The sequence below is a fragment of the Paenibacillus sabinae T27 genome, assembly GCF_000612505.1.
Classification (GTDB): Bacteria; Bacillota; Bacilli; order Paenibacillales; family Paenibacillaceae; genus Paenibacillus_AQ; species Paenibacillus_AQ sabinae.
On the sequence record NZ_CP004078.1, the window covers coordinates 1,550,512 to 1,577,077 of the forward strand.

The window sequence follows — 26,566 nt, forward strand, 5'->3', positions numbered from 1 at the left end:
CATGGCAAGAATCTGGGACAACTATCTGGATGAACGCGACAAGAGGGTATATGCGCAGGCCGGTCTTGGCCACACGATGGGGATCGGCAGCCGTCCGGCCCTGGTCATTGTGGATGTGCAATACGGATTCACAGGCGATTCGCCGGAGAGTATCGAGGCATCCATTCAGAAATATCCGACAAGCTGCGGCGAGAGCAGTTGGGCAGCGATTGCACGCATCAAGGAATTGCTGGCGGCTTCAAGGCAAGCCGGGATTCCAGTGTTCTTCACCATTATTGAAGGGAGCAAGTCCGCTCCGAATGACCGGATTGCCATTAAGGGCAACATTTTCGATCACCCCGAGCTTCTTGAAGGCGCAAAGGGAGCGCAAGTGGTCAAGGAGCTTGAACCGCAATACGGCGAAATCGTCATCTCCAAAAAGAAGCCGAGCGCGTTCTTCGGAACGCCGCTGATGTCGTATTTGACGGCGCGCCATGTCGATTCAGTCATTGTGACAGGTTGTACAACAAGCGGCTGTGTGCGCGCTTCCGTCATTGATGCGTTCTCTTACAATTTTAAAGTCATTGTGCCAGAGGAATGCGTGTTTGACCGCGGCATTGCCTCCCATGCGATCAATCTTTTCGATATGCAGCAGAAATATGCGGATGTCGTGCCGGTAGCCGAAGTAATCGCGGAACTGAAACCATTAAGCGTTTAATAGGACAAGCAGCCGTTTAATCAACAAATCTTGGGCAGCGGAATTGGAGGATACTATGGAGGTTCAGGGTCAAGTAAAGGTAAAGGCCGGTAAAGAAGCGGTGTGGAAAGCTCTTAACGATCCGGATGTTCTGAAAAAGGCCACACCGGGCTGCAATTCGATTACTGAGACGGAGCCGGATACGTACAAGGCCGATATTACGATCGGAATTGCGGCGGTGCGCGGCAGTTATGAAGCGGAGATTAAAATTCTCGACAAGGATGAGCCGGAGAATTACCGCCTTGTTATGAAGGCGAACAGTCCGGCCGGATTCATTGAAGGCGACGCCCGCGTTGAGCTTCAGGCCGAGAGCGATTCGGTAACGATTATCAAATATGACGGAACGGCCCAGGTGGGCGGTCTGATTGCAGGAGTGGGCCAGCGCATTCTGTCCGGGATCGGCAAGTTGATTGTGAAAGACTTCTTCAATAAGCTTGCGAAGGAAGTGTAGGGAAGGGAGGAGCCTATCAGAATGAAACCTGCGGCGTTCGATTATTATAAACCGGAAACATTGGATGAAGCCCTGTCGCTTCTGGACGAGTTCGGCTATGACGCCAAAGTTCTGGCGGGAGGCCAAAGCCTGATTCCGATGATGAATATGCGGCTGGCCAGGCCGCCGGTTCTGATTGATATTAACGGGGTTCAGGGAATGACCGGAATTGAAGTCGGCGAAAGCGAGATTGTGATCGGAGGGTTGACCCGTCATTACATGGTGGAGCACTCCCCCGAGATTCAGAATAGCTGTCCGATGCTTGCGGAAGGCATCAAGCTGATCGGGCATTCGCAGATTCGTTCCCGCGGAACGATTGGCGGCAGCATCGTTCATGCAGACCCTACGGCTGAGCTTCCGGTTATGCTGACAGCGCTGGGCGGGAAGGTCACCGTCGTATCGAGCAGCGATGAACGGGAGCTGACTCCGGAAGAACTGTTTCTTACCTATATGACGACGACGATTGAACCGAATGAAATTGTCAAATCCGTGCATTTTCCTGTAATCGCGGAACGGACAGGCCATTCGATCGAAGAGTTTACTTTGCGGAGCGGCGACTTCGCGATCATTATCGCCGCGGCTTCCGTTACGCTGGATGAGGAAGGCCTTATCGAGAGCGCTGCGCTCTGTATCGGCGGAGTGGACGGCATTCCGGTCAAGCTGGAGGATGTCACCGACGAATTGATCGGCGAGGCCCCGAGTGAAGAAATATTCGCGGAGAAATGCGCGCAGATCGTGGATCTGGTCGACCCGGAGAAAGACATTCACGCCAGCGCGGAGTACCGCAAGGATTTGTGCGTGGCGCTAAGCCGCCGTGTGTTAAAGAAAGCTGCGGACCGGGCGAAACAGGCCTGACAGGAAGAAAGGGAGGATGAGCGTCCATGACGGAAAAAACCGCGGAATCGAGCCGGTTGAAGACGATAACGTTGAAGGTCAACCATAAGGAATATACGGTCGATGTGGAGCCTCGCATGCTGTTGTCCGATGTCCTGCGTGACGAACTAAGGCTGACGGGAACGCATGTGGGCTGTGAGCACGGCGTATGCGGAGCCTGTACAATTATGATAGATGGCCGACCCGTCCGTTCCTGTCTCGTATTTGGCGTTCAGGCGGATCAGGCGAACTTAGTGACGGTTGAAGGCCTGGAAAGCGAGGACGGGGAGCTTCATCCGCTGCAGAAGGGATTCTGGGAGAAGCACGGACTGCAATGCGGATTTTGCACGCCGGGTATGCTGATGACAGCTTGTCACCTGCTTGAGCACAATCCGCACCCTAGCCGTGAAGAAATCCGCGAAGCGATCTCCGGCAACTTGTGCCGCTGCACAGGATACCAGGGAATTGTCGATGCGGTGGAATACGCGGCCAAAGAAATGAGGGAAAGGGCGGAGTGACATGTCGATTGGCGCAAGTCTGAAACGGCTGGAGGATTACAATCTCTTAACGGGAAGAGGACAATATGTCGGAGATCTGCGATTTCCGGATCAATGCGAAGCCGTGATCATCCGATCTCCGCATGCGCATGCGATCATTCGTTCTATCGACGTAGAAGAAGCCCGGCGTTTGGACGGAGTTCTCCTGATTCTGACGGCGTCCGACCTGCCAGGCGACCTGCGCCCGATCCCGATGCGGCTGTCTCCGGACCCGATACTCGAAAAGGCTCTGCAATATCCGCTCGCGAAAGACCGCGTCCGATACGTCGGCGACCCGGTGGCTCTGATTGTCGCGAAGAATCGCTATATGGCCGAGGACGCTGCGGATTTCATCAAGATTGAATATGATGTGCTGCCTCCGGTTACGGATGCGGTTCAATCGCTAGAGCCGGGGGCGCCGCTCCTTCATCCGGATGCGGGTACGAATGAAATGTACCTGATCCATGGCAAGAAAGGGGACGCGGCAGAGCGGCTGAAGACATGCGAGCATGTGCTGAAAGAGGAACTATACGTACAGCGCCATTCCGGTATTCCGATGGAAACGAGGGGGCTTCTTGCGTTGTGCGACGAGGACGAGCGGCTGACGGTATACGGCGCTGCAAAGGTTGTCCATTTCAATCATCAACTGATGGCCCGTCTCCTCAATAAGAATATAGAAGAAATCCGGTTAATCGAAACGGATTGCGGCGGCGGATTCGGGCCTCGGGGCGAGTTCTATCCGGAAGACTATTTAATTCCGTTCGCCGCCATGCGGCTGAAGCGTCCGGTCAGATGGATCGAGGACCGCCTGGAGCACTTCAAAGCGACGAACCACTCCAGAGAACAGAAGCATCAGGTAACGGTCGGCTTTGACGGCGACGGACGGATTTATGCGCTGCGGGATGAAATCTTCTTTGATCAGGGCGGGTATATCCGCACGCATGGTACGACCGTGCCGTCTCTGACCCAGGCTATGTTCCCCGGGCCATACGATTTCAGCGACATTGAAATCGTAACGCATCTGGTATTGACCAACAAGACGCCGGTCGGAACGTACCGGGGGCCGGGACGGTTCGAGGGGACGTTTGTCCGCGAGCGGGTGATTGATATGGTCGCTGCACATTTGAAGCTGGACCCTACCGTTGTCAGGGAACGAAATTACATTCGTCCTGAACAGATGCCTTACAGCAACGGGCTGTCTGCTCTCGGCCAGGTGATTGAATATGACAGCGGAAACTATGCCGAAACGCTTGACTACGCCCGGAAGTTCATGGGCTGGGAACAGTTTGCCGGGAAGCAGGCCAGGGCCAGGGAGGAAGGGCGCTTTATTGGTCTAGGCTTTGCTTCCTTTGTGGAAAAGTCGGGCTTTGGCCCATGGGAATTTGCCGAGGTGGAGATGCGACCGGATGGCCGGGTGATTTGCAAGACCGGACTGACGGAAGTCGGTCAGGGGATTACAACGACGCTGGCGCAAATTTGCAGCGATCAGCTTGGCATTCCTTACGAATATGTCAGTGTCGTTCATGGCGATACCGATCTTGTGGAGAAGGGTAACGGTTCATTCGCGACCCGCGGAGCTGTTGTCGGCGGTTCGGCCGCGTGGCATGCCGCCGGATTGCTGAAGGAGAAGCTGCTAGAGGTTGCGGCCGGGCAGCTTGCGGTGCCGGTGGACATGCTCGCCCTCAAGCATGGGAGCGTGGTGTATGCCGAAGCGGAGCAGGTCGCCATGCCGCTGGATGAATTACTGCAAATTTGCTCGGATCGCGGCATTACGCTGTGTGAGAAATATACGTTTCATATTGAACATATGACTTACCCTTACGGCTGCCATGCGGCCGAGGTGGAGCTTGATCCCGGCACGGGGGCGCTGCATATATTGAACTACTATATTGCCTATGATCTCGGAAAGGCGATCAATCCGATGCTCGTGGAAGGCCAGCTCATTGGCGGAATGGCCCAGGGACTGGGAGGCGCCATTTACGAGGAACTGAAGTATGACGAAATCGGACAGCTTGTGTCCGGCAGCTTCATGGATTATCTGATTCCAACCTCGATGGAAGTTCCGGAGGTTCGTGCCGAGATTTTGGAGAACTATCCTTCACCGCTCAATCCGCTCGGAGTCAAAGGCGCGGGAGAAGGCGGAACGGTAGCCGTAGCTCCCGCGATTGCCAATGCCATCGTGAACGCGCTGCAGGAATACGCCATTCCGATAACCTCTCTCCCCCTTCGCCCCGAACACATTCGCAAGGCGTTGAAACAAATGAAGCCAAGGACGGAACGGCGGAGCGCTGGTCCGACCGGATGATGGAAGAGCTATTCGGTCTATAGACTGTGGAGGTGAAGGTATGAAGTATATAGGTCAGCCCATGAAACGGAAAATTGATCCCCGATTGATCAGGGGACAGGGACGATATGTCGCCGATATTCACATGGACGGAGCACTGAGCGCGGCTTTTCTGCGCAGCACGCACGCACATGCCAATATTACGGAAATTGACCTGGAGCAGGCGAGAAAACTGCCGGGCGTGGTAGCGGTATTCGGCCCCGATGAGGCGGCGGAGCTTCCCTGCTTGCCTGTTGTGTTTCCCAATCCCAACCTGATATCCGTTACCCAGCGGCCGCTTGACAGAACCGTTCACCATGTAGGCGAGCCGGTTGCCATGGTAATCGCAACCTCCAGATATATAGCCGAAGACGCAGTCGATCTGATCAAAATCAAATATGAGAAGCTCCCTGCCGTTTCCTTTCTGGAAGACGCCGCTCGTCCCGGAGCGCCGCTGGCTCACAGGCATTTGGAATCCAATGTGGCGATGAGCATCAGTCAGTCGATCGGCAACGCCCATGAGAGAATGAAGGAGGCCGATGTCGTCGTCAGCCACCGGTTTGAAATCGGCCGGGTGAGCTGTCTGCCGATTGAGACGCGCGGACTGCTCGCGAAGTGGAGCCATCACCAACCCGAACCTATGCTGGAAGTGTATGCCGCGACTCAGAGTCAGCATGAAATGCGCAAAATTCTGTCGGAAACGTTCCGGATCTCGGAACATCAAGTTCGGGTCATTGCCCCGGATGTCGGAGGCGCTTTTGGCGCCAAAGCTCCGTTCTACGTGGAGGACATGCTTGTTCCCTGGGCGTCGCTTCAGGTGGGCGCGCCGGTAAGCTGGATCGAAGACCGGATGGAGCATATGATGAGCTGCATTCATGAGCGCGAACAGATTCATGAGGCTACGCTCGGAGTGACCCGGGAAGGCAAGATTGTGGCGGTAATCGATAAAGGCCTGGCGAGCACGGGCGCATACGTGCCCTGGGGCGTTATCGTTCCCATCATTACATCTTCATTAATCCCCGGCCCGTACCGCGTGACCGACTATGCCTGCGATATCGACGTCTTCTATACGAATACGGTGCCGCTCGCGCCATACCGGGGAGCGGGAAGACCGCAGGCGGCCATGATTCTGAACCGGCTGCTGGATGAGGCGGCCCATGAACTGAATATGGACCCGCTTGAAATTAAACGAAGCAATCTGATTCAGGCTGATGAATTTCCTTACCGCACCGGTCTTTTGTCAAGAGACGGGAAGCCGCAGATTTACGATAGCGGCAATTTCCCCAAGCTTGTGGAAACCGTTAAGTCGGAAGGGGAGTATGAGCATTGGCGCGAGCTTCAGGAAGAGTACCGGAAGCAGGGCAGAAATGTCGGAATCGGCACGGTTGTCTGTATCGAGAACACCGGCTTCGGCAATTATGAAGGGGCGACCGTCCGCGTGGAAGATACGGGCGAAGTGACGGTGTTTACAGGCGCCGCTACCCAGGGGCAGGGACATGAAACGTCTCTAGCCCAGGTTGCGGCTGAAGTGCTGGATGTCCCGCTTGAGAAGGTGATCGTCCGGGAAGGCGACACAAGCCTCTTTCCGTATGGCACCGGTACATTCGCCAGCAGGATTGCGACCATTGCGGGCAACGCGGTGTACAAGGCTGCCCAGAAAGTCAAGCAGCATGCGCTCCGGCTCGCTGCGCATGAGCTGAATGTTCCGGAAAGCGCACTTGAATTGGCTGGCGGATATGTCCGCAAAAAAGACGAGCCCGGTATGCACATTTCACTGGGAGCCTTGTCCCATGCGGCGAAGGGGGGCGCTCCAGGTAAAACCTACGATCTTCCAACCGATCCGATGCTGGAGGCAACCGATTATTTTGCTCCCGAAGGTGCGGCCATTACATCGATGTCCGATATGGCAGTCGTCGAGGTGGAACCCGAGACGCTGCAAATCAAGGTTTTGCATTACTTATCGGTCCATGACAGCGGCAAGCTGCTTAATCCGCTGATTGTAACCGGGCAGTATCAGGGCGGCATATCGAACGGAATCGGCAACGCCCTATATGAAGAAATTGTCTACGACCGGGAAGGGCAGCTTCTTACGAGCAGCCTGATGGATTACCTCGTCCCTTCTTCCACGGAAATTCCGGAAATGACGATTCATCATATTGAAACGCCATCCCCGCTCAATCCGCTTGGCGTCAAGGGAGCGGGTGAAAGCGGGTCGATACCGGTTCTCGCCGTTATTCAATCGGCCGTTCAGGATGCGCTTCGGCACACCGGCGTCAAAATTCATAAAATTCCTGTTAAGCCTTTGTATCTGAAGGAGCAATTAAGCAAAGCGGCGTTAGAAGAAGACGAAGTTGCGATTCAATAATTCATAAAAACAGCAAGCATCCGTGCCGCCGGAAGCTTGCTGTTTTGCCGATTGGGGAATGTCCAGAGTTATTTCCGTAATTCTCAGTTCGTGCTTTCGCGGATCGCCAGGTAATGGGTGACGTTCGAGTGCTGCGGAATATCCGAGGCGCCTCTGATCATTTTGATGAGATTGCGGGTGGCTGTCATGCCGATTTCAGATGCGGAATATTCCACTGTCGAGAGCTTGGGGCGGATGACCGATGACAAATAGCTGCCGTCAAAGCCGAATACGGCCACATCCTCGGGGATGCGCATGCCGTGATCCAGCAAATAATTTATCGCTCCGAGCGCCATCCAGTCCGTTGAGCAGAAGACGGCGCTTGGCATGTCGCCAGTCTCAGCAAGTCTCTGCATGGCGTTCATTCCGTCATCCACAGACAGCTCGCTCTCCGCAACCCAGTCTTCTCTGACCGGGAGGCCCGCGTCGCTCATCGCCTGCTTATAGCCCTTGAAGCGGTCGCTTCCGATGCCCGAATCGCCGGTTCCGCGGATCATCGCGATGCGGCTGTGCCCCTTTTGAATGAGATGGGTCACGGCTTCGTAAGAGGCGGTGACGTTATCTACATGGACGGAAGGGATGGACGGGGTATTGGAGACTTGTCCAATCACTACGCAGGGGATTTCCGTCGCTTCTATTGTTTCAATATGCCTGTGTTCCAGAATGGAGCCGACAAAAATGATCCCCTGCGACTGGATATTCCCGAATCTTTTGAGATGATCCAGCTCGCTTTCAACCGTTCCGTCGGTCAGCCCGATCAGCAGCTCGTAGCCGTACAGCCGGGCAACCGACCCGATTCCCGCCACCATATCGTTAAGCACGGTGTGGCTGAACTGCGGCGCAATGACTCCGATGAGCTGGGATTCAGTTCTGGCGCTGTCGTCTTTGATGGAGCCGGAACGATAGTTGGTGCGTTTGATGGCTTCCATGACCCGCATCCGGACTTCCTCTTTAACCGGTTTGCTGTTGTTGATAACCCGGGAGACGGTCGAGATCGAAACCCCGGCCATTTGGGCGATATCGTTAATCGTTACTTTCATGAGCATCACAACTCCGAACATTTATATGGATGGAACGGGAAAATATTTTCCTGATATATATCATATCATGCCGAAATCCGCCTGCCAATTCCACTTGACTAGGAAAAAAGAGTTGTTTTATACTCCGAATAAGGAAAAAATTTTCCTACCTAGTTGGAGGAGCTGACGGAATTGGAAAGAGTCTGGTGGAAAGAAGCGGTGGCCTATCAAATATACCCCCGCAGCTTTATGGATGGCAACGGAGATGGAATTGGTGATTTACGAGGGGTTATTACAAAGCTGGATTACCTGAAAAATTTGGGCATCGACGTGATCTGGATCTGCCCGATCTACAAGTCGCCCAATGACGATAACGGTTACGATATTTCCGATTATCACGACATTATGGAAGAATTCGGCACGATGGAGGATTTTGATAAGCTTCTGGAAGAGGTTCACAACCGGGAGATGAAGCTGATCATGGATCTGGTCATCAATCACACCTCGGATGAGCATCCCTGGTTCATCGAATCCCGCTCAAGTAAAGACAACCCGAAACGGGACTACTATATATGGTCCGATCCGAAAGACGGCGCGGAGCCGAATAACTGGGACAGCATCTTTGGCGGGTCCATCTGGGAATATGACATGGTCACGGACCAGTATTTCATGCACGTGTTCTCCAAGAGACAGCCGGATCTGAACTGGGAGAACGCGGATGTGCGCCAGGATTTGTACGAAATGGTCAACTGGTGGCTGGATAAAGGCATTGACGGCTTCCGGATCGACGCGATCTCGCATATCAAGAAGCTGGCCGGATTTCCCGACCTGCCGAACCCGGAAGGCTTGCGCTATGTGAGTGCATTTGAAGGACATATGAACCGGGAAGGCATTCATGATTTCCTTGAGGAACTAAAGCGCGAAACGTTCGACAAGTACGACATTATGACCGTCGGCGAAGCGAGCGGGGTCACGGCGGAGGATGCGGATCTTTGGGTCAGCAAGGAAAAAGGCAAGTTCAACATGGTGTTCCAATTCAATCATATGCATCTATGGGACATAACCCTGCATCAAGGCTTCGACCTTCCGAAGTTCAAGAAGGTGCTGACCGAGTGGCAAAAAGGGCTGGAGGGCACCGGCTGGAACGCGCTGTTCATGGAGAATCACGATAGACCCCGCTCGGTGTCCACTTACTGTGATGACGGACCGCTGCGGGTGCAATCGGCCAAGGCGCTGGCCACGATGTATTTTCTGATGCAGGGAACTCCCTTCATCTATCAAGGACAGGAAATCGGCATGACGAACGTCCAATTTCCTTCGATTGAAGATTACGACGATGTGCATATGAAGAACTGGTACCGGCTGGAAAGAGAAGAAGGCAAGGAACATGAGGATCTGATGCCGGTGATCTGGAGAACGGGGCGGGACAATTCGCGAACGCCGATGCAGTGGAACGCCGGGGAGCAGGCCGGATTTACGACGGGAACGCCGTGGATGAAGGTGAATCCAAACTGCAAGGAAATCAATGTGGAAAGCGAGCTTGCGAATCCCGATTCGGTCTACCATTATTACAAAGAGATGATCCGGCTTCGCAAGAGCAATCCGGTCGCCATCTACGGTGTCTACGATCTGATTCTGCCGAAGAACAAGCAAATCTATGCGTATACCCGAACGCTGGAGGATGACCAATGGCTGATCATCACCAACCTGACCGCGGACGAGGCGCTGTTCCATCTGCCTAAAGGCATTCGTTACAGCACCGCCGAGCTGCTTCTCTCGAACTATGAGGCCCCTGCGGGAGGCAGCATCCGGACGATTAACCTGAAGCCGTTCGAGGCCAGGGTGTACCGGCTTCATGGTAAGCCATTGTAAGCCAACTGCAAATTTGACCTGAATAAAAAAGCGAGAAAAGGGGACGGAGACATCCGTTCCTCTTTTTTTGCTGCCGTAGAAAGAGCCTTAGGACCTTCTCTAAATGTGATCATATCTGACACGTAAATCCTTGGAAAACATGCTAACTTCATGAAAAAGGAGTGGAATTCAATCAAATAAAAGAGTAATCCTCCATTTTATAAATAAAAAAAGTGTTTACTTTTATTTTGGAATCGAATATGATAGGAACAAGTTAATCAAGGGGGGATTTGGATGAAAGGTTTGTTAACTCGTTGTGTTACTTTGGCATTGTCTTTGACCGTCGTTCTAACGGGCTGCGGCTCGAACCAGGGCGGTTCCGCTGATGCGGGCGGCGCTTCCGGCGGAAGCGGACCATCGGGAACGTCCAAGGTGTCCATGGTGTACTGGCCGGGACCGGAGAGTGACGCCATGCAGAAAGTGGTGGATGCCTATAACAGCGGGCAGGGCAAGACCGACGGCGTGAATGTCGAGATGGTGCTGCTGAGCCGCGACGGAACTTACGAGAAGGAAGCGGCGATGATGAGCTCCAAATCGGATGAAGTAGATATGTACTTTACAGCAAGCTATATTATCGGCCAGCATGCGCCGAGTCTGGACGCTCTGGACGGCAAGGTGAACACGGACGGTTATCTGAAATCCTCGGTCGATTCCCTGCGAATGAACAACGAAACCCTGGCGATTCCAATGGACGTCAGCAACCATTTCCTCCTGTACCGGAAGGATTTGATCGATCAGTTGCTGAGCGACTCCACCTGGAAGAGCAAATATGGCGAAGTCAGCCAAAAGGTGCTGGGCCAAGTCCTTCAGCCCAAAGATCCGAAGGACTGGACATGGGATGACTTTATCGCGGCCGCGGCGTTCTTCAGCCAGGAGTACAATCCGGATTCCCCGACGAAATACGGCACCGCGCTGCAAATGAAGAACCTGATTTTTAACGTCATGATTTGGGACGACTTCCTGTGGTCAAATGGCGGCTCCTGGCTGGATGAGAGCGGCAAGCCGCAGCTGAATTCCGAAGCGGCCAAGAAAGCGATGGGTATTTACTCGACGATTTATGACGGCAAAATGACATCCCCGAACTCAACCGTTGCGGAGTACCCCGAAACCCAGGCGGCTCTACAATCCGGCAACGCGGCCTTTGCCGTTCAATGGGGAGCGGCGTATGACGAGTTGAACGATCCAGAGCGTTCTCCGAATATTGCTGGTAAAATAGCGGTTGCGCCGATTCCGGGCGAGCACAAGACGCATGTTCACGCCCTTGGGGTGGGACTGAACAAATACGCCAAGAACAAGGAAGCCGCGCTGAAATGGATGAATTATTTGACGACGAAAGATGCCATGCAGATCTACGCCGATGGCGGCGGTATTCCTCCGATTGCCGAAGTGCTGAAAGGTCTGGGCGAGAAAAAGCCGGTGCTGCCGCTGATCGCGGAGCATGTGGACAAGTACGGTTATTCCACACCGATTATTGCCGAAACCCAGCCGATCATGCTGAAGCTGGCAGAAGATTTGAGCGGAGCGTGGGCAGGAAAGGTCGATATCAATAAAGCGCTTGAAAAAGCGCAAAGCGATGTAAGCGAGACGCTGTCCAAGTAAGCCGCAGCCGGTAAAGGGGAGGGGCTCCCCTTTACCCTATTTTTTAAAAAGAGGTGTTGAAATGGGCTATTCGGAAAGGGCGGCAAAGTGGGTTTTGTCTTTCCCGCTGCTGTTATTCTGGGTTGTCATGGTTGTATTCCCTGCGGGATATGCGATTTATTTGAGCCTTCATGATGTATCCATGGGCCAGGGAATGTCCTCTTTTTCCGGGTTCGGCAATTATCTGGAAATTTTGCGGGATGCCGACTTCTGGCACTCCATCGGCTTTACCCTAAAGTTCGCTCTGATTACGACGGTTATTGAACTGGTGCTCGGATTTTTGCTGGCGCTGCTGTTTAACCGGTCATTTCCCGGGAAGCGGCCGCTTCTGAGCATGGTGCTGCTGCCGATTATGGTCGCTCCTTCGCTTATGGGCATTATGTTCCGCCTGATTTTGAATGAGAACAACGGCGTCGCAACCTATTTTCTATCCCTGCTGCATATCCAAGTCAACCTGTTCGATCCCGATCTCGTCGTGCCATTGATGATCGTACTTGACATTATCCAGTGGGTGCCGTTCACGTTTCTGATCATTTACTCCGGGCTGCAAGGTGTCGATCCGGGACTTTATGAGGCGGCTTCGGTGGACGGGGCTTCATACTGGAGAACCGTTGTGCAGATCATTCTTCCCGTGATTGCTCCGATCTTTTTTATCGCGGCGTTTCTGCGGGGGATCGATGCGTTCCGCACGTTCGACGTCATTTATGTCCTGACGAATGGCGGACCGGGCAATGTCACGAAGACGGCAAGCATTTACATCTATGAGGCGGCGTTCAAATCCGGCCAAATCGGGCAGGCGGCCTCGGCCTCCGTCATTGTCGCTGTGTTCCTGCTGCTGCTCATTCCATTCTTCGTGAAGAGATTATCCAAATAAAGCGCAAGGGAGGGCCGTCCTCTTATGAAAGCAAGAAAGCCGTGGCTTACAACGATCGCCGTCAGTGTCATCGCCGTGTTTCTGCTCCTTCCATTGCTCAACACACTGATGACCAGCTTGAAAACGACGGGCGATATCAATTCCTTCCCTCCGAAATTTACGTTCGCTCCGACGCTGGAGCATTACCGGAATGTGATGTTCGCGGCGGGGTATGATTTTACCGGATATTTCAGGAATAGCATCCTGCTGTCCGTGTTTACCAGTCTATTTGTCATCTTGATCGCGTTGCCGTCCGCCTATTCCGTCATCCGGCTGGGCTTTAGCTCCGGGAGGCTGCTGACTCTTTCCATGGCGCTGAGGTTGTTTCCGCCGATTGTATTTGCCATTCCCTACTATTTAATGTTTCAATATTTGGGACTGCTGGATACGGTAGCCGGACTGATTCTTATTAATATTTTCCTGAATATTCCGCTTGGGCTGATTTTAATGGTAGGTTTTTTGCAGGAGCTGCCCTATGAGATTGAGGAATCGGCCAAAATCGACGGCTGCAACGTGTACCAGATATTGTGGAAGATCATCCTTCCGCTGATGGCGCCAGGCATCGCTTCCGTGGCCATCCTTGCGTTCATTTTTTCATGGAACGATTATTTGTTTGCCGTTATTATATCTCTTAACAAGGCTACTCCCGTTACCCTCGGTTCGACGATGTTCATTACAAGCTGGGGAATCAAATGGGGAGATATTTCAGCCGCCACCGTATTATCGATACTGCCGCCGCTTCTGTTCACCTTTTTTGCCCAGCGTTATCTGGTCAGCGGATTGTCGATGGGTGCGGTTAAAGGCTGAACAGATGCAATGAGGAGGAACTGCCGGGATGGAAAAAATAAATATACCCACCGGAAATGTAATCGCGTTTATCCGAAGCGTTTATCCGACACTGACCAAGGCCGAGAAGAAGGTGGCCGACGTCGTTCTCAGCGAAGTTAAAAATATTATTTTCGACTCCCTCACCGATCTTGCGGAAAAAGCCGGGGTTGGGGATACCTCCGTCCTCCGGTTCTGCCGGCATATCGGGTACAAGGGATTCCAGGAGTTCAAATTGGCCCTTGCCCAGGAGCTGGACTCCGGCCAAGAGCAGCAGGGAGATTCGATCGGGGACGGCATTACCGAACAGGTCAGACAAAAAAATCTTCATATAATCAATGAAACGACCGCCCTTCTGAAAGAAGCGCAAATCCGGGAGGCGGTGAATATGCTGCTCCGCGCCAGGCAAATTGTGTTTTTCGGCGTGGGCTCCTCGGGATTTACGGCGGAAATCGCAAAATACCGGTTTATCCGTACGGGCCTGCCTGTTGAAGCGGTAACGGACGGGCATCTCGGGCCTGTTAAAGCGACTTTGATGACGGAAAGCGATGTCGCCGTATTGCTGTCGGTGTCGGGCAGCACGGTAGATATGGTGGACATTGCCCGAATTGCCAAAGAAGAAGGTAAGGCAGGCGTCGTGTGCATCACGAGCCACATCAAATCGCCGGTTACCAAATATGCCGATGTCGTATTGCTCAGTTCATCGCGGGAGAAGCCGACGGAAGGCAGCGCCTTTACGTCAACGATTCCGCAGCTATATATTCTGGATATTATTTTTGCGCATGTGATGCAGGAGCTTGGCGAGACCGCCGAGGGAACGATCCGGAAAACGGCAAGGGCCACCAGTAAAAACTTATACTAAAAGGAGTGGCAAAATCAGTGGATAACAGCATGAAGCACGGACTCGTGGTATCCTGCCAAGCGCATTTTGACCATCCGTTGAATCATTCGCTTCACATCGCGGCTTTGGCGAAATGCGCGGAGCTCGGGGGGGCGGTCGGAATCCGGGCCGACAGCCCCGAGCATATTAGAGAAATCAAGAAGAATGTAAACGTTCCCGTAATCGGGATCAATAAAGTATTGCAGCACGGACACCGCTTCTTTATTACACCGACGTTCGAGCACGCCAAGGACATCGTCGAAGCCGGAGCGGATATCGTTGCGCTGGAAGCGACCTTCCAGAATCAGCCTGACACCGAAGCGCTGAAAGAACTGATCCGAGAGATCAAAGAAGAGCTGAATACGCCGGTTATGGCGGATATTTCCACATTTGAAGAAGGCGTCAGAGCCTGGGAGCTCGGGGCCGATTATGTAGGGACCACGCTCTCGGGTTATACGGATATCAGCAAGAACCGCCAGACGCCGGATATCGAGCTGGTTAAGGCGCTGGCGGATGCTGGGATACGGACGATTTGCGAAGGGCATGTCTCTTCGCCGGAGCAGGCGCTTGCGGCGGTTGAAGCCGGCGCTTACTTCGTTGTTGTCGGAACGGCAATAACCGATACGGTAGCTATTACCAAAGGCTATACGGGAATTTTGCACAATCACGGTGTAGGAAGTGATGGCGATGCTAATTGTATGCGTTGACGGAGGACAGACGAAGACCTCGATTGATCTGTTCAACGGGAACGCCGGGTTAATCCGGAACTGGAAGACAGATCCGGTTATCCATTATGCCCGGCCGGGCGGTCTGGACAGCTACTACCACATCGCGGCGGGGGTGTGCGAGGAACTGAACGGGATGAAGCTGGCCGAGCCGGTCTCCGTATGCTTCAGCCTGAGCGGCTACCACGGAGACGTATCCATTATTCCCGAGACGATTGAGCGCGGGATGAGCGGCCGGAGCTTTGCCCTGGCCGGGCTGCTAGTGGTGCCCGACTACTTGGGCAACTGGCGGGCCGTAACGGGCGGGAAGCCGGGGATCGTCGTCATCAGCGGCGGCGGCACGGTGGCTTACGGCAGGAATGCGGCGGGAAGCTCGGCCCGTCTGGGCGGCTGGGGACACCATCTGGGAGACGAGGGCAGTGGCTACTGGATCGGTCTGGAAGCGGTCAAGGAAGTGCTTAAAGCACGGGCCGGCATTTCGGCTGGGACGGCTTTGGAGCAGGCGGCTATGTCCGTGCTGGATTGGAAAGAGGAAAGCCGGCTTCTGGCCGGTTTCTACTCGGGCGCAATCACCGACAAGGATCTCGCCTTGCTCGTTCCGGCGGTTAATGAACTGGCCGAGCGGGGCGACCCAACCGCACGCCGGATTATGGAAGAGGCGGCGGGGCATCTGTTCCGGCTGGCATCCGCCGCGCTGGGGCGGCTCGGCGAAGAGCTTCCCATCTATTTGTCCGGCGGGGTCTTCAATGCTTCGGTTCTTCGGACAAGCCTCGGGAGCCTCTTCGAGGCGGCCGGGATTTCCCGGCTCGTATCGATCTGCAAGGGGAATCCCGCGCAAGGCATCTACAGCCTGGCCAGGGAGAATGCAGCTTTATAGGCGGGCTTAAAGCCTGGCCATTTGTTATTGCCCAACAAAAAGGGAGGACCGGTGAGCGGCCCTCCCTTTTTCGTCCATACGGGGAAGAACGCAGTTCCGTCCATTTTTTTGTCTCTTCCGGCAAGCTTCCTTTTCGTTGTATACTTGATCAAAGTTATTTGGACCAAAGTTATTTTGACCTTGGAAGGATGAAACAGGATGGCCATCAAGTGTAAGCATCGTTGGATCGTTTATGTGTTACTGTTGTCCCTGTGTCTGCCCGTGATTGCCGGCTGCGCCCGGAATACAGCGCCCGGCGGTGATTCCGCCACCTCAAGCCCGGCAGCCGGGTCGTCAGCCGGACAGACGGAGCTGCTGGTATCGGCGGCCGCAAGCCTTAAAGATGCTTTAAACGAACTGGTCCCGAAATTTCATGCCGCGCATCCGGGTGTTGCCGTGCGCCTGAACCTGGCGTCTTCGGGATCGCTTCAGCAGCAGATCGAGCAGGGCGCTCCGGCAGACGTGTTCATTTCGGCGGGTGCCAAACAAATGAACGCACTTGCGGACAAGCAGCTGACGAATTCCGCTCTGACCGGAACCCTGCTCACCAATGATCTGGTGCTGATCGTTCCCGCAGATTCGGCGGCTGCAGACGTTAAGGCCGAAGATTTAACCGGTTCCGGATTCGCGAAGATTGCGGTCGGTCAGCCCGAATCGGTTCCGGCGGGCATGTACGCGAAGCAATTTCTGCAACATGCGGGCCTCTGGGATACGCTGCTGCCCAAAATCGTCTTTGCCAAGGATGTCCGACAGGTTCTGACCTACGTATCGTCCGGCAATGTGGAAGCGGGCTTGGTGTACGGCAGCGACGCAGCTGGGGAACCGAAGGTGAAAGTCGCCATGAAGGTTGATCCGTCCACCCACGATCCGATTAGCTATCCGGCCGCCGTTCTAGCGGAAAGCGCACATCCGGAACAAGCGAAAGTCTTCTACGATTACCTGTTTACGAAGGAAGCCGGAGAGGTGTTTGTCAAATACGGCTTCAAGCTGGCCGGAAAATAAAGCTTTATTTTCCGCATAAGCCGTTCCTCTTGTAAGGCGATCTGTTCCGGTGCATTCGGGCAGGTCGCTTTCAAATTTTTCCTTGATTATAGATGATGCATCATCTATAATAGGATCAAATGATGTATCATCTACTTCTATAACAAATGAATCAAAGGTGATTTTTAGATGGATAGAAATAAGTATTCCAAAGCAGAAACCTTTCGCTACGAAATTCTGGCCGTTCAGCGGCAGGGAAACAGGCTGCTCAATAACTTACTGAAGGAAATCGGGTTAACCGCATCGCAAGCAGAAGTTCTTAGAATATTGGATGAATGGAAGACCCTTTCTCTGAAAGATCTTGGGCATTTATTGATCTGTGAGTCTGGCAGTCCTTCACGGCTTCTGGAACGAATGTGTGCGGACGGTCTTGTTGAAAAAGTAGTCGATCCGAAAGATTCGCGGTATGTAATCCTTCAACTCACAACTCAGGGATTGGAGAAAGCCAAATTAGTCGAAGGCATCGAGCAGGGACTATACGAACAGTTCATGCAGCTCTATTCCGAGGAGGAGCTTGAGACCATTAATTCTTTGTTGTTTCGTTTTTTAAAGGGGCAGTCTTTGGCGGACACGCTCAAACGGCGCGGATACGAACCTTAATCGCGGACATTATGCCGGAAGAATCTACGAGAAACGGTACCGTCCCTAAAAGGACGGCGCAGACGTTTCTTTTTACCCTATTAAATGATGTGTCATTTATTTTCTGAATCGAAGGAGAGTTTTAAATGAACGTACTGATCATCTATGCGCACCCCAATCCGGCAAGCTTCAATCATGCCACCCTGGAAAAAGTAAAGCAAGGACTGAAAGAGAAAGGCCATGCATTCACTGTTATTGATTTGTATCAAGAACAATTTAATCCCGTTCTGAAGTTCGGCGAGACCTCCAAGAGAAGGGATTTAAAGAATGATCCGGAAACGGAACGTTATCGTAATCTTGTGAAACAGGCAGATCATTTTATCTTTGTGTACCCTGTCTGGTGGTACGGTACGCCTGCGATCTTAAAAGGTTTTTTTGACAGAGTGTTCGTATCCGGCTTTGCCTATATCTATGAAGGATTGATGCCTAAGGGATTACTGGCGGGAAAATCTGCATGGGTGATCTATACGATCGACTCCCCTTCCTGGTTTGTGAGGCTTTTAAGAGGAAGCACCGAATGGAAAGTCATCAAGACTTCCATCCTGAAGTTTTGCGGCATTCGTTCTGTGAAGAGAATGATGTTTGCGGGAATGAAGGGCAGCAGTATCCAGCGAAGAGAGAAGTGGCTGCAAAATGTCTACCGTCAGGCGCGTCAACTTTAAAGCTTAGCAAATACCTAAAATATAAGAAAGCGGTGCTGTTCATGAAGGTGTTGGATACATTAATTCGAGTATTTGTTGAAAGAGATGCCCTGGATCAAACCATTCGCTTCTATGAAGATTTGTATCAGGAAAAATGCAAAGCTCGCGTATTTTATGAGGAATTGAATTTGGAACTGGCGATGATTGCCCGTACTGTCATTATTGCAGGAGATGCGGAGTCCAGACGGCTATATGAGTCTGCAAGTGCAACTATTTTGGTTGATTCCATCCAGGAAGCGGCCGTTTATTTGCAGCAGCATGGAGCAGTCTGTTTGACGGAACCCAAGCGGACCCCCGGAAGCTGGATTATGCTTGCCAAACATCCGGACGGCTTGATTGCGGAATATGTGCAAGTCGTTCCGGTATGATACAGGTTTTTCTGCTCCCCTTCTTAAGCGGTCTGTTCCGGCGATCCGGACAGGCTGCTTTTTTTGTTAAAATAAATACTTAAAAACACTTAACAAATTGCTTAATAATGCTTATAATGAGGATGAGAAGGGAGGAGTTTTCCATTTACCAGGAGGAAAGGCTGCTCAAAATTTTGGATCAACTAAAGACCCATACCCAGCTATCGAATGCGGACATATGCGAGCTGCTGGACATCTCCAGAGATACGGCGAGAAGGGACATTATAAAGCTGGTGGAGGAAGGCGCTGCCATAAGGACGCATGGCGGAATTGCTTTGCCATTTTTTAAGGAAGAAATTAAAGCCTACAAGGAGCGCGCGGCCGCCGCTTCCGCACAGAAGCTTGAAATCGCCCGGACGGCCAACGCCTACATTGGCAAAGGGGAGGTCATCTTTATGGATGTCTCCACGACGGTCCGGGAGCTGTGCGCGGAGATTCGGGAAAAGATTACGGTATATACCCACTCGCTCGACAACGCGGAGGTTCTTGCGGGCAATACGGACGTGGAGCTTCATCTGCTCGGCGGAAAGTTTAACTACGAAAATCGGTTTTTTTATAACGAATCCCAAGCGGAGCAGCTCAGCGAAATTTACTTTGACAAGGTCTTTCTGGGGGCGGCAGCGATTATGGAGGACGGCATTTATTTTGCGAACCGGGAAGACGCACTGGTCAAAAAGCTTGTAGCTGGGCGGGCCGGAAAAGTATTTGTGCTGACGGACAGCCAAAAGTTCAATCTGACCGCTTCATTCAGGGGCATGGAGTTCTCCGATATCGACCTATTGATTACCGACGAAAGCCCGCCGGAGCACCTGCTGCCTGTCCTGCGCGAAAGCGGGATTGAACTGATCCGGACGGCCGGGGAAGAGTAAGCCAAAAATTGTCAAGGAGCGATGCGCTATGATCAAAGCGATTTTTAGCGATATTGACGGTACTCTGCTGAATTCGCGGCACCAGATTACGCCGAGCACCAAAACCGTTATTCAGGAGGTTAAGGAACGCGAGATTCCGTTTGTCCTCGTTTCGGCCCGGATGCCGAGCGGCATTCTGTCGCTGCAGCAGGAGCTTGAAATCAATGCGCCCGTCATATGTTACAGCGGGGCTCTCGTTCTTGGCGGAAGCGATGGCGGTGGCAGGGAAACGCTTCACAGCATTGGACTGAACAATAACAGCGTGAAGGCTATCCTCCATATCGCTAGTACGGGCTTTCCGGACATCAGCATCAGTCTTTACAGCCACGACCAGTGGATTGTTGCCGACCGCTTCGACCCGTGGGTCATTCAGGAGCAGGAGATTATCAAGGTCGATCCGGCCGAGCGCGAGTTGTCCGCGTATGTTGACGAAGATCCCGAGATTCACAAAATATTATGTATGGGACATCCGGAGGAGATTAACCGGCTTACGCGAACCCTGCAAACCGTGGTCCCGGGCATCAGCCTGTACAAATCCAAAGATACTTATCTGGAAATCATGGACGAAATGGTGTCCAAATCATATGCGATCCGCGAGCTGGAAGAGGTGTTTCACATCTCCAACCAGGAACTGATGGCGATCGGCGACAATTACAACGACATTGACATGATCCTGTACGCGGGGCTGGGGATTGCGATGGGGAACGCGCCGGACGAAGTCAAACAAATAGCCGACAAGGTTACGCTCAGCAATGACGAGGACGGTTTGAAGGACGGGATCAAGCGGTTTGTTTTATCCCCTGAATTGCAGTAAGGCAGGATTTCCCTCCCCGGTTCAATCTCTAGTTAATATGCCCTTAACATAAGTTACTTATAGTAGAATCAAGACTTCATGACACTAAAAAGGGTGGCTGAACCGATGGGAATCCATGCATATTTCCGGTCTCTGGGCGGACTTGAACGGATTATCCGCTGTCCGGGGAAGTTCAAATTCGAGGAACACAGTGTAGCGGCCCACTCCTGGAAAGTGGTGCAGTACGCCAAGACGCTGGCAGATATCGAAGAGCAGCACGGCGTGAAGATCGACTGGAAGAAGCTTTACGAGATTACGAGTAGCCATGATTACGGCGAAATCTTTATTGGCGACATCAAAACGCCGGTCAAGCATTCCTCCCCGCAGCTTCGGGCGCTGATCCAGCAGGTCGAGGAGGGGATGGTGCACCATTTTATCGAAGAAAACATCCCGTCCGAATTCAAAAGCATCTTCTATAATCAGCTTCGCGAAGGCAAGGATCAATCGGTGGAAGGGCGCATTCTTGAAGTCGCCGACAAGCTGGACCAGGTGTACGAGGCGTTCGCCGAGCTGCAAAAGGGCAATACGGAGAAGGAATTTATCACGATGTACCGCAGCGCCCTGACGAAGATCAAGGACATCCCGCTGCACTGTGTCGGTTATTTTCTTAAATACATCCTGCCCGATCTTGTAAACGAAGAGACGATTTCCCCTGTCGACATCAGACGGATTACGGAGGAAGTACTGGCTAATTAAGATGATGAGCCATGAGCGTCTACGCGCTGCAATAACGGACGAAGAGCCTGAGCCGGCTGGTTTAGGCTTTTTTCTTGATCTTCTGACCCCTAATCGCGATGTTTTCCCTTCTGAGATTCCCCGATATAAAATAATAATTCATACTTGACCCATTGGATTTATCATGATATAGTTTCTCCAATGAAACTTTCAATTTCATAACGAAGAGCCCACTGGACAAACCAACGGCCTGCCGAACTCGATTACGAGTGAAGTGGGCCTTTTTCTATCTAAATGAAGGGAGTGGATGAAATTTCATTACGAGAAACTGAAAAGCTTTTCAGTTTGGCAAGGCGCTCTGTGAAAGGTGATTGAGATGAAAGCGACGATCAAAGATGTGGCCCGGCTCTCCGGCGTATCCATAAGCACGGTATCGAGAGTAATGAACAATCCCGAATTGGTCGTTCCCAGGAAACGCCAGAGGGTTCTGGAAGCCATCCGCGAGCTGCACTATTCGCCCAACGCGCTTGCGAGGGGACTTATACATAAGCGGACCGGGACTTTAGGAGTTTTGATTCCGGATATCTCCAATCTTTTTTATCCCGCTGTACTTAGAGGCATGGAGGATGCGGCCCACCAGTCGGACTACAATCTGATTATTTGCAACACGGACGCAAGCGCCGGGCGGAGAAATTCCATCCTGAAGGTACTGTATGAGAAGCAGATTGACGGCGTCATTTGGACAAGCGAGCCGCTTCCCCGCGATAGTTATGAGATGTTTGAGACGCTTGATTTTCCGGTGGTGCTGGCGGCTACCCATAGTCCGGAATTTGAAATTCCATCCGTCAAGGTCGACGATGAGCAGGCCGCCTACGATGCGACGGTGTATCTGATTGGCAGGGGGCATACCCGAATCGGCATGATCAGCGGTCCTCCTAACGATCCCATCTCCGGCTATCCGCGGATTCAGGGATTTCTTCGGGCATTGAGGGATTATCAGATCGAATCTGACGAGGCGGTCTGCGTGGAATTCGGGAAATATCATTTTGAGGACAGCTACGAGGCGATGAAACGTCTGCATGGCAAATTTCCGGAAATGACGGCTGTATTTGCATCCAGCGACGAGCGGGCTTTGGCCGCCATATCGTACTTACATGAGAATCAGATCCGGGTCCCGGACGATATCTCGGTTATCGGCTTTGACGACACCCGGATGGCGGGAATGAGCTTTCCCCGGCTGACAACGGTAGCCCAGCCGCTGTATGAGATCGGTTTTTCGGCGGTGGACAAGCTTCTGAAAGTGATCAATGGGGAGCCAATCGAGGAACTGCGAACCTGTGTGCCTCACCAAATTATCGAACGAAATTCCGTGATCGACTGTACGCAGCAGGCCGTTATCAAGTAGATGCGGCTGCTGTGTAGTAAAGAGACGGATACGGAGTAATCTATAGGCCAAGCTGAAAAGCTTTTCTATTTTGTAATAATTGTAACCTATTCATTAAATTCCATAAGGAGGAGTTAAACAATGAGAACAAAAGCAGGGAAATTAAGTGTGGCACTGATTCTGACCGGGGTACTGCTCGCGGGCTGCGGCAATTCCGGCAACAACACTTCCGGCTCAGGCAGCGCAAGCGGAGAATCCAGCGCAGCGCCTTCCGCAGCGCCTTCGGCGGCAGCTTCCGCCGCACCGGCAGCGGGTGAAAAAGTGAAAATCGTCTTCAGCCAAGGCGCGGACCAGACCGACGGCACCAAGAAGCTGGTGGCGGCCTTCGAAGCGAAGCATCCGGACATCGACGTCGAGGTCCGCGAGTTCCCGAATGATTCCTCACAAATGCATGACCAGCTTCTGACGATTCTGAGCGGCCAATCCTCCGAGATTGATGTGCTGAATCTGGATGTGACGTGGCCGGCCGAATTCGCCCAAGCCGGATTCCTGCTGCCGCTGGACCGCTATATCGAGCAGGACGGCATTAACACGAGCGAATACTTGAAGGGCGGTATTGAAGCGGGCTATTACAACGGCCAGCAGTGGGCGTTCCCGCGATACAACAATGCGGGTCTGCTCTATTATCGCACCGATCTGGTGAAGAAGGTTCCGACAACCTGGGACGAGCTTCTGAAGCAGGCGGAGCAGCTGAAGGGCCAGGGCGGAACCAAGTACGGATTTGTGACGCAAGGCAAGCAGTATGAAGGGCTGGCTGTCGGCTTTACCGAGCTGGTGAACGCTTATGGCGGCAAAATCATTGACGATCAGGGCAATGTTGTCGTTAACAGCCCTGAGGCTTTGAAGGGACTCAAGAAGCTGATCGATATCCAAACCTCGAAGGCGGTTCCTTCCAACCTGAATACTTTCACGGAAAAAGAAACCTTGACCGCGTTCATCGAAGGCGACGCCGTATTTGCCCGCCATTGGCCGGCCTTGTACGCGCAGGCCAATGATCCGAAGGTCTCCAAAATTGTTGGTAAAGTAGGCATTGCGCCGCTTCCTGCCGGTGATGCCCGTTCCGCAGCTGCGCTGGGCGGCTGGCTGGGTGCCATCAGCAAATATTCCGAGCATCCGAAGGAAGCGTGGGAGTTCCTGAAATTCCTGATCAGCGAGGAAGGGGAAAAAATCGTAGCCATCAACAATACACAAACGCCGACCTACCTGAAGCTGTTCGATGATCCGGAAGTGCAGAAGGCCAGCCCGCTCTTTGCCAATCACGATTTCGTGAACGGTCTTGGCAGCGCGGTTCCGCGGACCATTACGCCGCAATACGCAAAAATCTCGGGGCTGATTCAAGTGGAAGTCTCCAAAGCCATCGCCGGTCAGCAGACTGCCGAGCAAGCTCTGACCAACTTAGAAACGCAAATCAAGGCTGTTGTTTCTCAATAATCGATAAGCGGTACGCCAAGACAGGCGGGTGAAGAGCCGTATTTACGGCTCCTCACTCGTTTTTGGGCGTAGCGCAACAAGAGTAAGGAGGTGTCATACCATGCCGCTTAAGAACAAAAGCAAATGGAGAGAAGGAAGAGCGGCATACGCCATGATTCTTCCCGCTGTGCTGATTATCGCTGCCGTTGCGCTTTGGCCGCTGCTCCGTTCTTTCTGGATCAGCATGTTCGATCTCCGGCTGAACGATCCAACCCGCAATGCCATCCACTATTCGTATTCGGTGAATATCGAGCAGTATGCCGATCGGTTTCCCGGCCTGCTCCGGGCAGTGAAGCGGGAAGCCGGAAATGCCGGGGGAGGTGCGCCGTCCGCACTGTCCGCCGTCCAGAGTAAATTGGAGGAAGTCAGCCAAGGGCTTGAAGAGGACCCGGCATTTCGCAAGAGGCTGGGCAAGGTGAACGAGCTGTTGGATGCATTTTCGCCGATTCCGCAGGAGCTGCGGTTCATCCCGGTGGACAATGCGAAGGCTGAGCGTTTGAAGGCGGAGCTTCAAGAGATTCGAAAGGAACTGGCGGGACTCAAGGCCGGCGGGTCTTTGGACCGCCCGGATGAGGTCATCGGGCTAACCAGTGCCCTGCTGGATACGTTTCAGGCTCCCAATTTTGTCGGATTATCGCACTATAAAGAATTGATGTCGGGCGGGCGGCTGTGGGAGTCGCTGAGCAATACCCTCTTGTTTACCGTGTTTGCCGTAGCGCTGGAAATGCTGTTTGGCCTCCTGATTGCGCTGCTGCTGAATCGCTCCTTTAGGGGGCGGGGGCTGGTTCGTGCGGCGGTGCTCATTCCGTGGGCTACACCGACTGCCGTTTCGGCCATGATCTGGCATTATCTGTACGACGGGCAGAACGGCATTGTCGCGAAGCTGCTGTACGAAGCCGGGCTGATTTCGGATATGGGAACGCTGTTGTCTTCAGGCTCACGGGTGATGGGCTCGGTCATTATGGCGGATGTGTGGAAGACGGCTCCTTTCGTAGCTTTATTGCTACTAGCCGGTCTTCAGAACATTCCTTCCTCCCTATATGAAGCTGCATGGGTAGATGGGGGCGGAAGATGGAAGCAGTTTGTGCATGTCACCGTGCCGCTGCTGAAGCCCGCTTTTTTCGTTGCGCTGATGTTCCGTACGCTGGATGCCTTCCGCGTGTTCGATCTGATCTACGTCCTTACCGGCGGTGGTCCCGCCAATTCAACGGAATCGGTCTCCATTTACGCGTACAAAACGATGTTCAGTGAACTGGATTTCGGCAAAGGCTCGGCGCTTTCCGTCATCGTCTTTGTCTGTGTGCTGCTGATCAGCATGGCGTATGTCAAATGGCTGGGGTCCGATGTTGTCGGCCGGCGCGCCGGGTAAGGAGGAAGAGCATGAGACAAAAGGCAGGACTGCTGTTTTATATCGCTATTATCGTGTTTATAGGGATTATCATTTTTCCGTTTCTGTGGGTGCTGCTTGCTTCATTAAAAGCCCCCCTGTATTTATATGGAGAGTACGCTTTCAGTATTAAGGTCCCGGCATATACGCTGGAGAACTACATTTCCGTCTTTACGAATCATCCGTTCGGCAGATATCTGCTTAACAGCTTCGTGGTCGGCGTGCTGACGATGTTTGTTTCGATCAGTATTGCGGCCTTTGCGTCGTATGCGGTAGCAAGACTTCATTTTTTGGGAAAAACATTTTTTCTCGGGATTCTGCTCGCCGTATCCATGCTGCCGCAAATCGCCACATTGTCGCCGCTGTTTCTGTTTATGCAATCCACAGGTTTGCGCAATACGTACGCGGGGCTGGTCATCCCCTACACCACCTACGCTCTGCCGATTGCGATCTGGTATATGACCACATTTTTCAAACAGATTCCGACTGAGCTGGAGGAGGCGGCCAAGGTGGACGGCGCTTCTCTGCTGGGCATTTTTAGCCGGGTATTGCTGCCGCTCGTGTCGCCTGGGCTGTTCACGACGGCGATTATCGTGTTCGTGGACGCGTGGCATGAGTTCCTGTTCGCGCTGACGATCAATACGAAGCAGTCGATGATGACGGTGCCTGTCGGCATTGCCATGTTCCAGGGGGAGTTTACGTTTCCGTGGGGAGAAATTTCGGCGGCGACCGTGACCGTGACGGTTCCGGTGGTGCTGCTCGTGCTGCTGTTTCAGCGCCGGATTATTGCGGGCCTGACGTCGGGAGCGGTGAAGCAATAATGCGGTCCAATGACATAGGAAAATTACTCTG

Annotated in this window: 25 protein-coding genes; 24 read left to right on the forward strand and 1 reads right to left on the reverse strand. The window is 53.0% G+C overall.

Annotation, left to right across the window (positions count from 1 at the left end):
• Position 1: 1 nt before the first annotated feature.
• Genes PSAB_RS07135 through PSAB_RS07160 form a run of 6 tightly spaced genes read left to right on the forward strand, consistent with a single transcriptional unit; the run spans position 2 to position 7,323 of the window.
• Entirely contained in the window at positions 2-697 is a 696-nt protein-coding gene (locus PSAB_RS07135) for an isochorismatase family protein (protein WP_025333893.1), read from the forward strand.
• Positions 698-752: 55 nt separating this feature from the next.
• Complete coding sequence (locus tag PSAB_RS07140; RefSeq protein WP_025333894.1) at positions 753-1,187, forward strand: SRPBCC family protein; 435 nt, start codon at positions 753-755, stop codon at positions 1,185-1,187.
• Positions 1,188-1,208: 21 nt separating this feature from the next.
• Entirely contained in the window at positions 1,209-2,081 is an 873-nt protein-coding gene (locus PSAB_RS07145) for an FAD binding domain-containing protein (RefSeq protein WP_025333895.1), read from the forward strand.
• Between the two features lie 26 nt (positions 2,082-2,107).
• The gene (locus PSAB_RS07150) at positions 2,108-2,617 is read left to right on the forward strand and encodes a (2Fe-2S)-binding protein (RefSeq protein WP_051529733.1); all 510 of its coding nucleotides are present in this window, start codon (positions 2,108-2,110) and stop codon (positions 2,615-2,617) included.
• Between the two features lies 1 nt (position 2,618).
• A complete protein-coding gene (locus tag PSAB_RS07155; protein WP_025333897.1) occupies positions 2,619-4,940 on the forward strand; it encodes a xanthine dehydrogenase family protein molybdopterin-binding subunit in 2,322 nt (773 codons plus the stop codon).
• A gap of 40 nt (positions 4,941-4,980) precedes the next feature.
• Positions 4,981-7,323, forward strand: coding sequence for a xanthine dehydrogenase family protein molybdopterin-binding subunit (locus tag PSAB_RS07160; protein ID WP_025333898.1), 2,343 nt, complete (start codon positions 4,981-4,983; stop codon positions 7,321-7,323).
• Positions 7,324-7,406: 83 nt separating this feature from the next.
• Here PSAB_RS07160 and PSAB_RS07165 read toward each other — a convergent pair whose 3' ends face one another.
• On the reverse strand, positions 7,407-8,402 hold the full coding sequence (locus PSAB_RS07165; RefSeq protein ID WP_158442576.1) for a LacI family DNA-binding transcriptional regulator: 996 nt from the start codon (positions 8,400-8,402) through the stop codon (positions 7,407-7,409).
• A 171-nt stretch (positions 8,403-8,573) separates the two neighbouring features.
• Between PSAB_RS07165 and PSAB_RS07170 the strand changes: the two genes are divergently transcribed.
• From PSAB_RS07170 to PSAB_RS07255, 18 genes are all read left to right on the forward strand, one after another.
• On the forward strand, positions 8,574-10,253 hold the full coding sequence (locus PSAB_RS07170; RefSeq protein WP_025333900.1) for a glycoside hydrolase family 13 protein: 1,680 nt from the start codon (positions 8,574-8,576) through the stop codon (positions 10,251-10,253).
• A gap of 273 nt (positions 10,254-10,526) precedes the next feature.
• Positions 10,527-11,891 (forward strand): extracellular solute-binding protein, encoded by a 1,365-nt coding sequence (locus tag PSAB_RS07175; RefSeq protein WP_025333901.1) that lies wholly within the window; start codon positions 10,527-10,529, stop codon positions 11,889-11,891.
• Between the two features lie 61 nt (positions 11,892-11,952).
• Positions 11,953-12,804: a carbohydrate ABC transporter permease gene (locus PSAB_RS07180; RefSeq protein ID WP_025333902.1), complete on the forward strand. Its 852-nt coding sequence runs from the start codon at positions 11,953-11,955 to the stop codon at positions 12,802-12,804.
• A gap of 24 nt (positions 12,805-12,828) precedes the next feature.
• On the forward strand, positions 12,829-13,650 hold the full coding sequence (locus tag PSAB_RS07185; protein ID WP_025333903.1) for a carbohydrate ABC transporter permease: 822 nt from the start codon (positions 12,829-12,831) through the stop codon (positions 13,648-13,650).
• A gap of 28 nt (positions 13,651-13,678) precedes the next feature.
• A complete protein-coding gene (locus tag PSAB_RS07190; RefSeq protein ID WP_025333904.1) occupies positions 13,679-14,530 on the forward strand; it encodes a MurR/RpiR family transcriptional regulator in 852 nt (283 codons plus the stop codon).
• A 17-nt stretch (positions 14,531-14,547) separates the two neighbouring features.
• Complete coding sequence (locus tag PSAB_RS07195; RefSeq protein WP_025333905.1) at positions 14,548-15,255, forward strand: N-acetylmannosamine-6-phosphate 2-epimerase; 708 nt, start codon at positions 14,548-14,550, stop codon at positions 15,253-15,255.
• The gene (locus tag PSAB_RS24515) at positions 15,236-16,150 is read left to right on the forward strand and encodes an N-acetylglucosamine kinase (RefSeq protein WP_025333906.1); all 915 of its coding nucleotides are present in this window, start codon (positions 15,236-15,238) and stop codon (positions 16,148-16,150) included. Before PSAB_RS07195 ends, PSAB_RS24515 begins: the two co-directional genes overlap by 20 nt.
• Positions 16,151-16,348: 198 nt before the next feature.
• On the forward strand, positions 16,349-17,191 hold the full coding sequence (modA, locus tag PSAB_RS07205; protein WP_038595648.1) for a molybdate ABC transporter substrate-binding protein: 843 nt from the start codon (positions 16,349-16,351) through the stop codon (positions 17,189-17,191).
• A 168-nt stretch (positions 17,192-17,359) separates the two neighbouring features.
• On the forward strand, positions 17,360-17,830 hold the full coding sequence (locus PSAB_RS07210) for a MarR family winged helix-turn-helix transcriptional regulator (RefSeq protein ID WP_025333908.1): 471 nt from the start codon (positions 17,360-17,362) through the stop codon (positions 17,828-17,830).
• A 125-nt stretch (positions 17,831-17,955) separates the two neighbouring features.
• Positions 17,956-18,531 (forward strand): NAD(P)H-dependent oxidoreductase, encoded by a 576-nt coding sequence (locus tag PSAB_RS07215; protein ID WP_025333909.1) that lies wholly within the window; start codon positions 17,956-17,958, stop codon positions 18,529-18,531.
• Positions 18,532-18,572: 41 nt separating this feature from the next.
• Entirely contained in the window at positions 18,573-18,938 is a 366-nt protein-coding gene (locus PSAB_RS07220; RefSeq protein ID WP_025333910.1) for a glyoxalase/bleomycin resistance/dioxygenase family protein, read from the forward strand.
• A 122-nt stretch (positions 18,939-19,060) separates the two neighbouring features.
• On the forward strand, positions 19,061-19,846 hold the full coding sequence (locus PSAB_RS07225) for a DeoR/GlpR family DNA-binding transcription regulator (RefSeq protein ID WP_051529735.1): 786 nt from the start codon (positions 19,061-19,063) through the stop codon (positions 19,844-19,846).
• Positions 19,847-19,874: 28 nt separating this feature from the next.
• Positions 19,875-20,699: a Cof-type HAD-IIB family hydrolase gene (locus PSAB_RS07230; RefSeq protein WP_025333912.1), complete on the forward strand. Its 825-nt coding sequence runs from the start codon at positions 19,875-19,877 to the stop codon at positions 20,697-20,699.
• Positions 20,700-20,804: 105 nt separating this feature from the next.
• Positions 20,805-21,434 (forward strand): YfbR-like 5'-deoxynucleotidase, encoded by a 630-nt coding sequence (locus PSAB_RS07235; RefSeq protein WP_025333913.1) that lies wholly within the window; start codon positions 20,805-20,807, stop codon positions 21,432-21,434.
• 355 nt (positions 21,435-21,789) lie between these two features.
• Positions 21,790-22,818, forward strand: coding sequence for a LacI family DNA-binding transcriptional regulator (locus tag PSAB_RS07240; protein WP_025333914.1), 1,029 nt, complete (start codon positions 21,790-21,792; stop codon positions 22,816-22,818).
• Between the two features lie 120 nt (positions 22,819-22,938).
• On the forward strand, positions 22,939-24,288 hold the full coding sequence (locus PSAB_RS07245) for an ABC transporter substrate-binding protein (protein WP_025333915.1): 1,350 nt from the start codon (positions 22,939-22,941) through the stop codon (positions 24,286-24,288).
• A 100-nt stretch (positions 24,289-24,388) separates the two neighbouring features.
• Positions 24,389-25,696, forward strand: coding sequence for a carbohydrate ABC transporter permease (locus PSAB_RS07250; RefSeq protein WP_025333916.1), 1,308 nt, complete (start codon positions 24,389-24,391; stop codon positions 25,694-25,696).
• An 11-nt stretch (positions 25,697-25,707) separates the two neighbouring features.
• The gene (locus PSAB_RS07255) at positions 25,708-26,535 is read left to right on the forward strand and encodes a carbohydrate ABC transporter permease (protein WP_025333917.1); all 828 of its coding nucleotides are present in this window, start codon (positions 25,708-25,710) and stop codon (positions 26,533-26,535) included.
• Positions 26,536-26,566 lie beyond the last annotated feature (31 nt).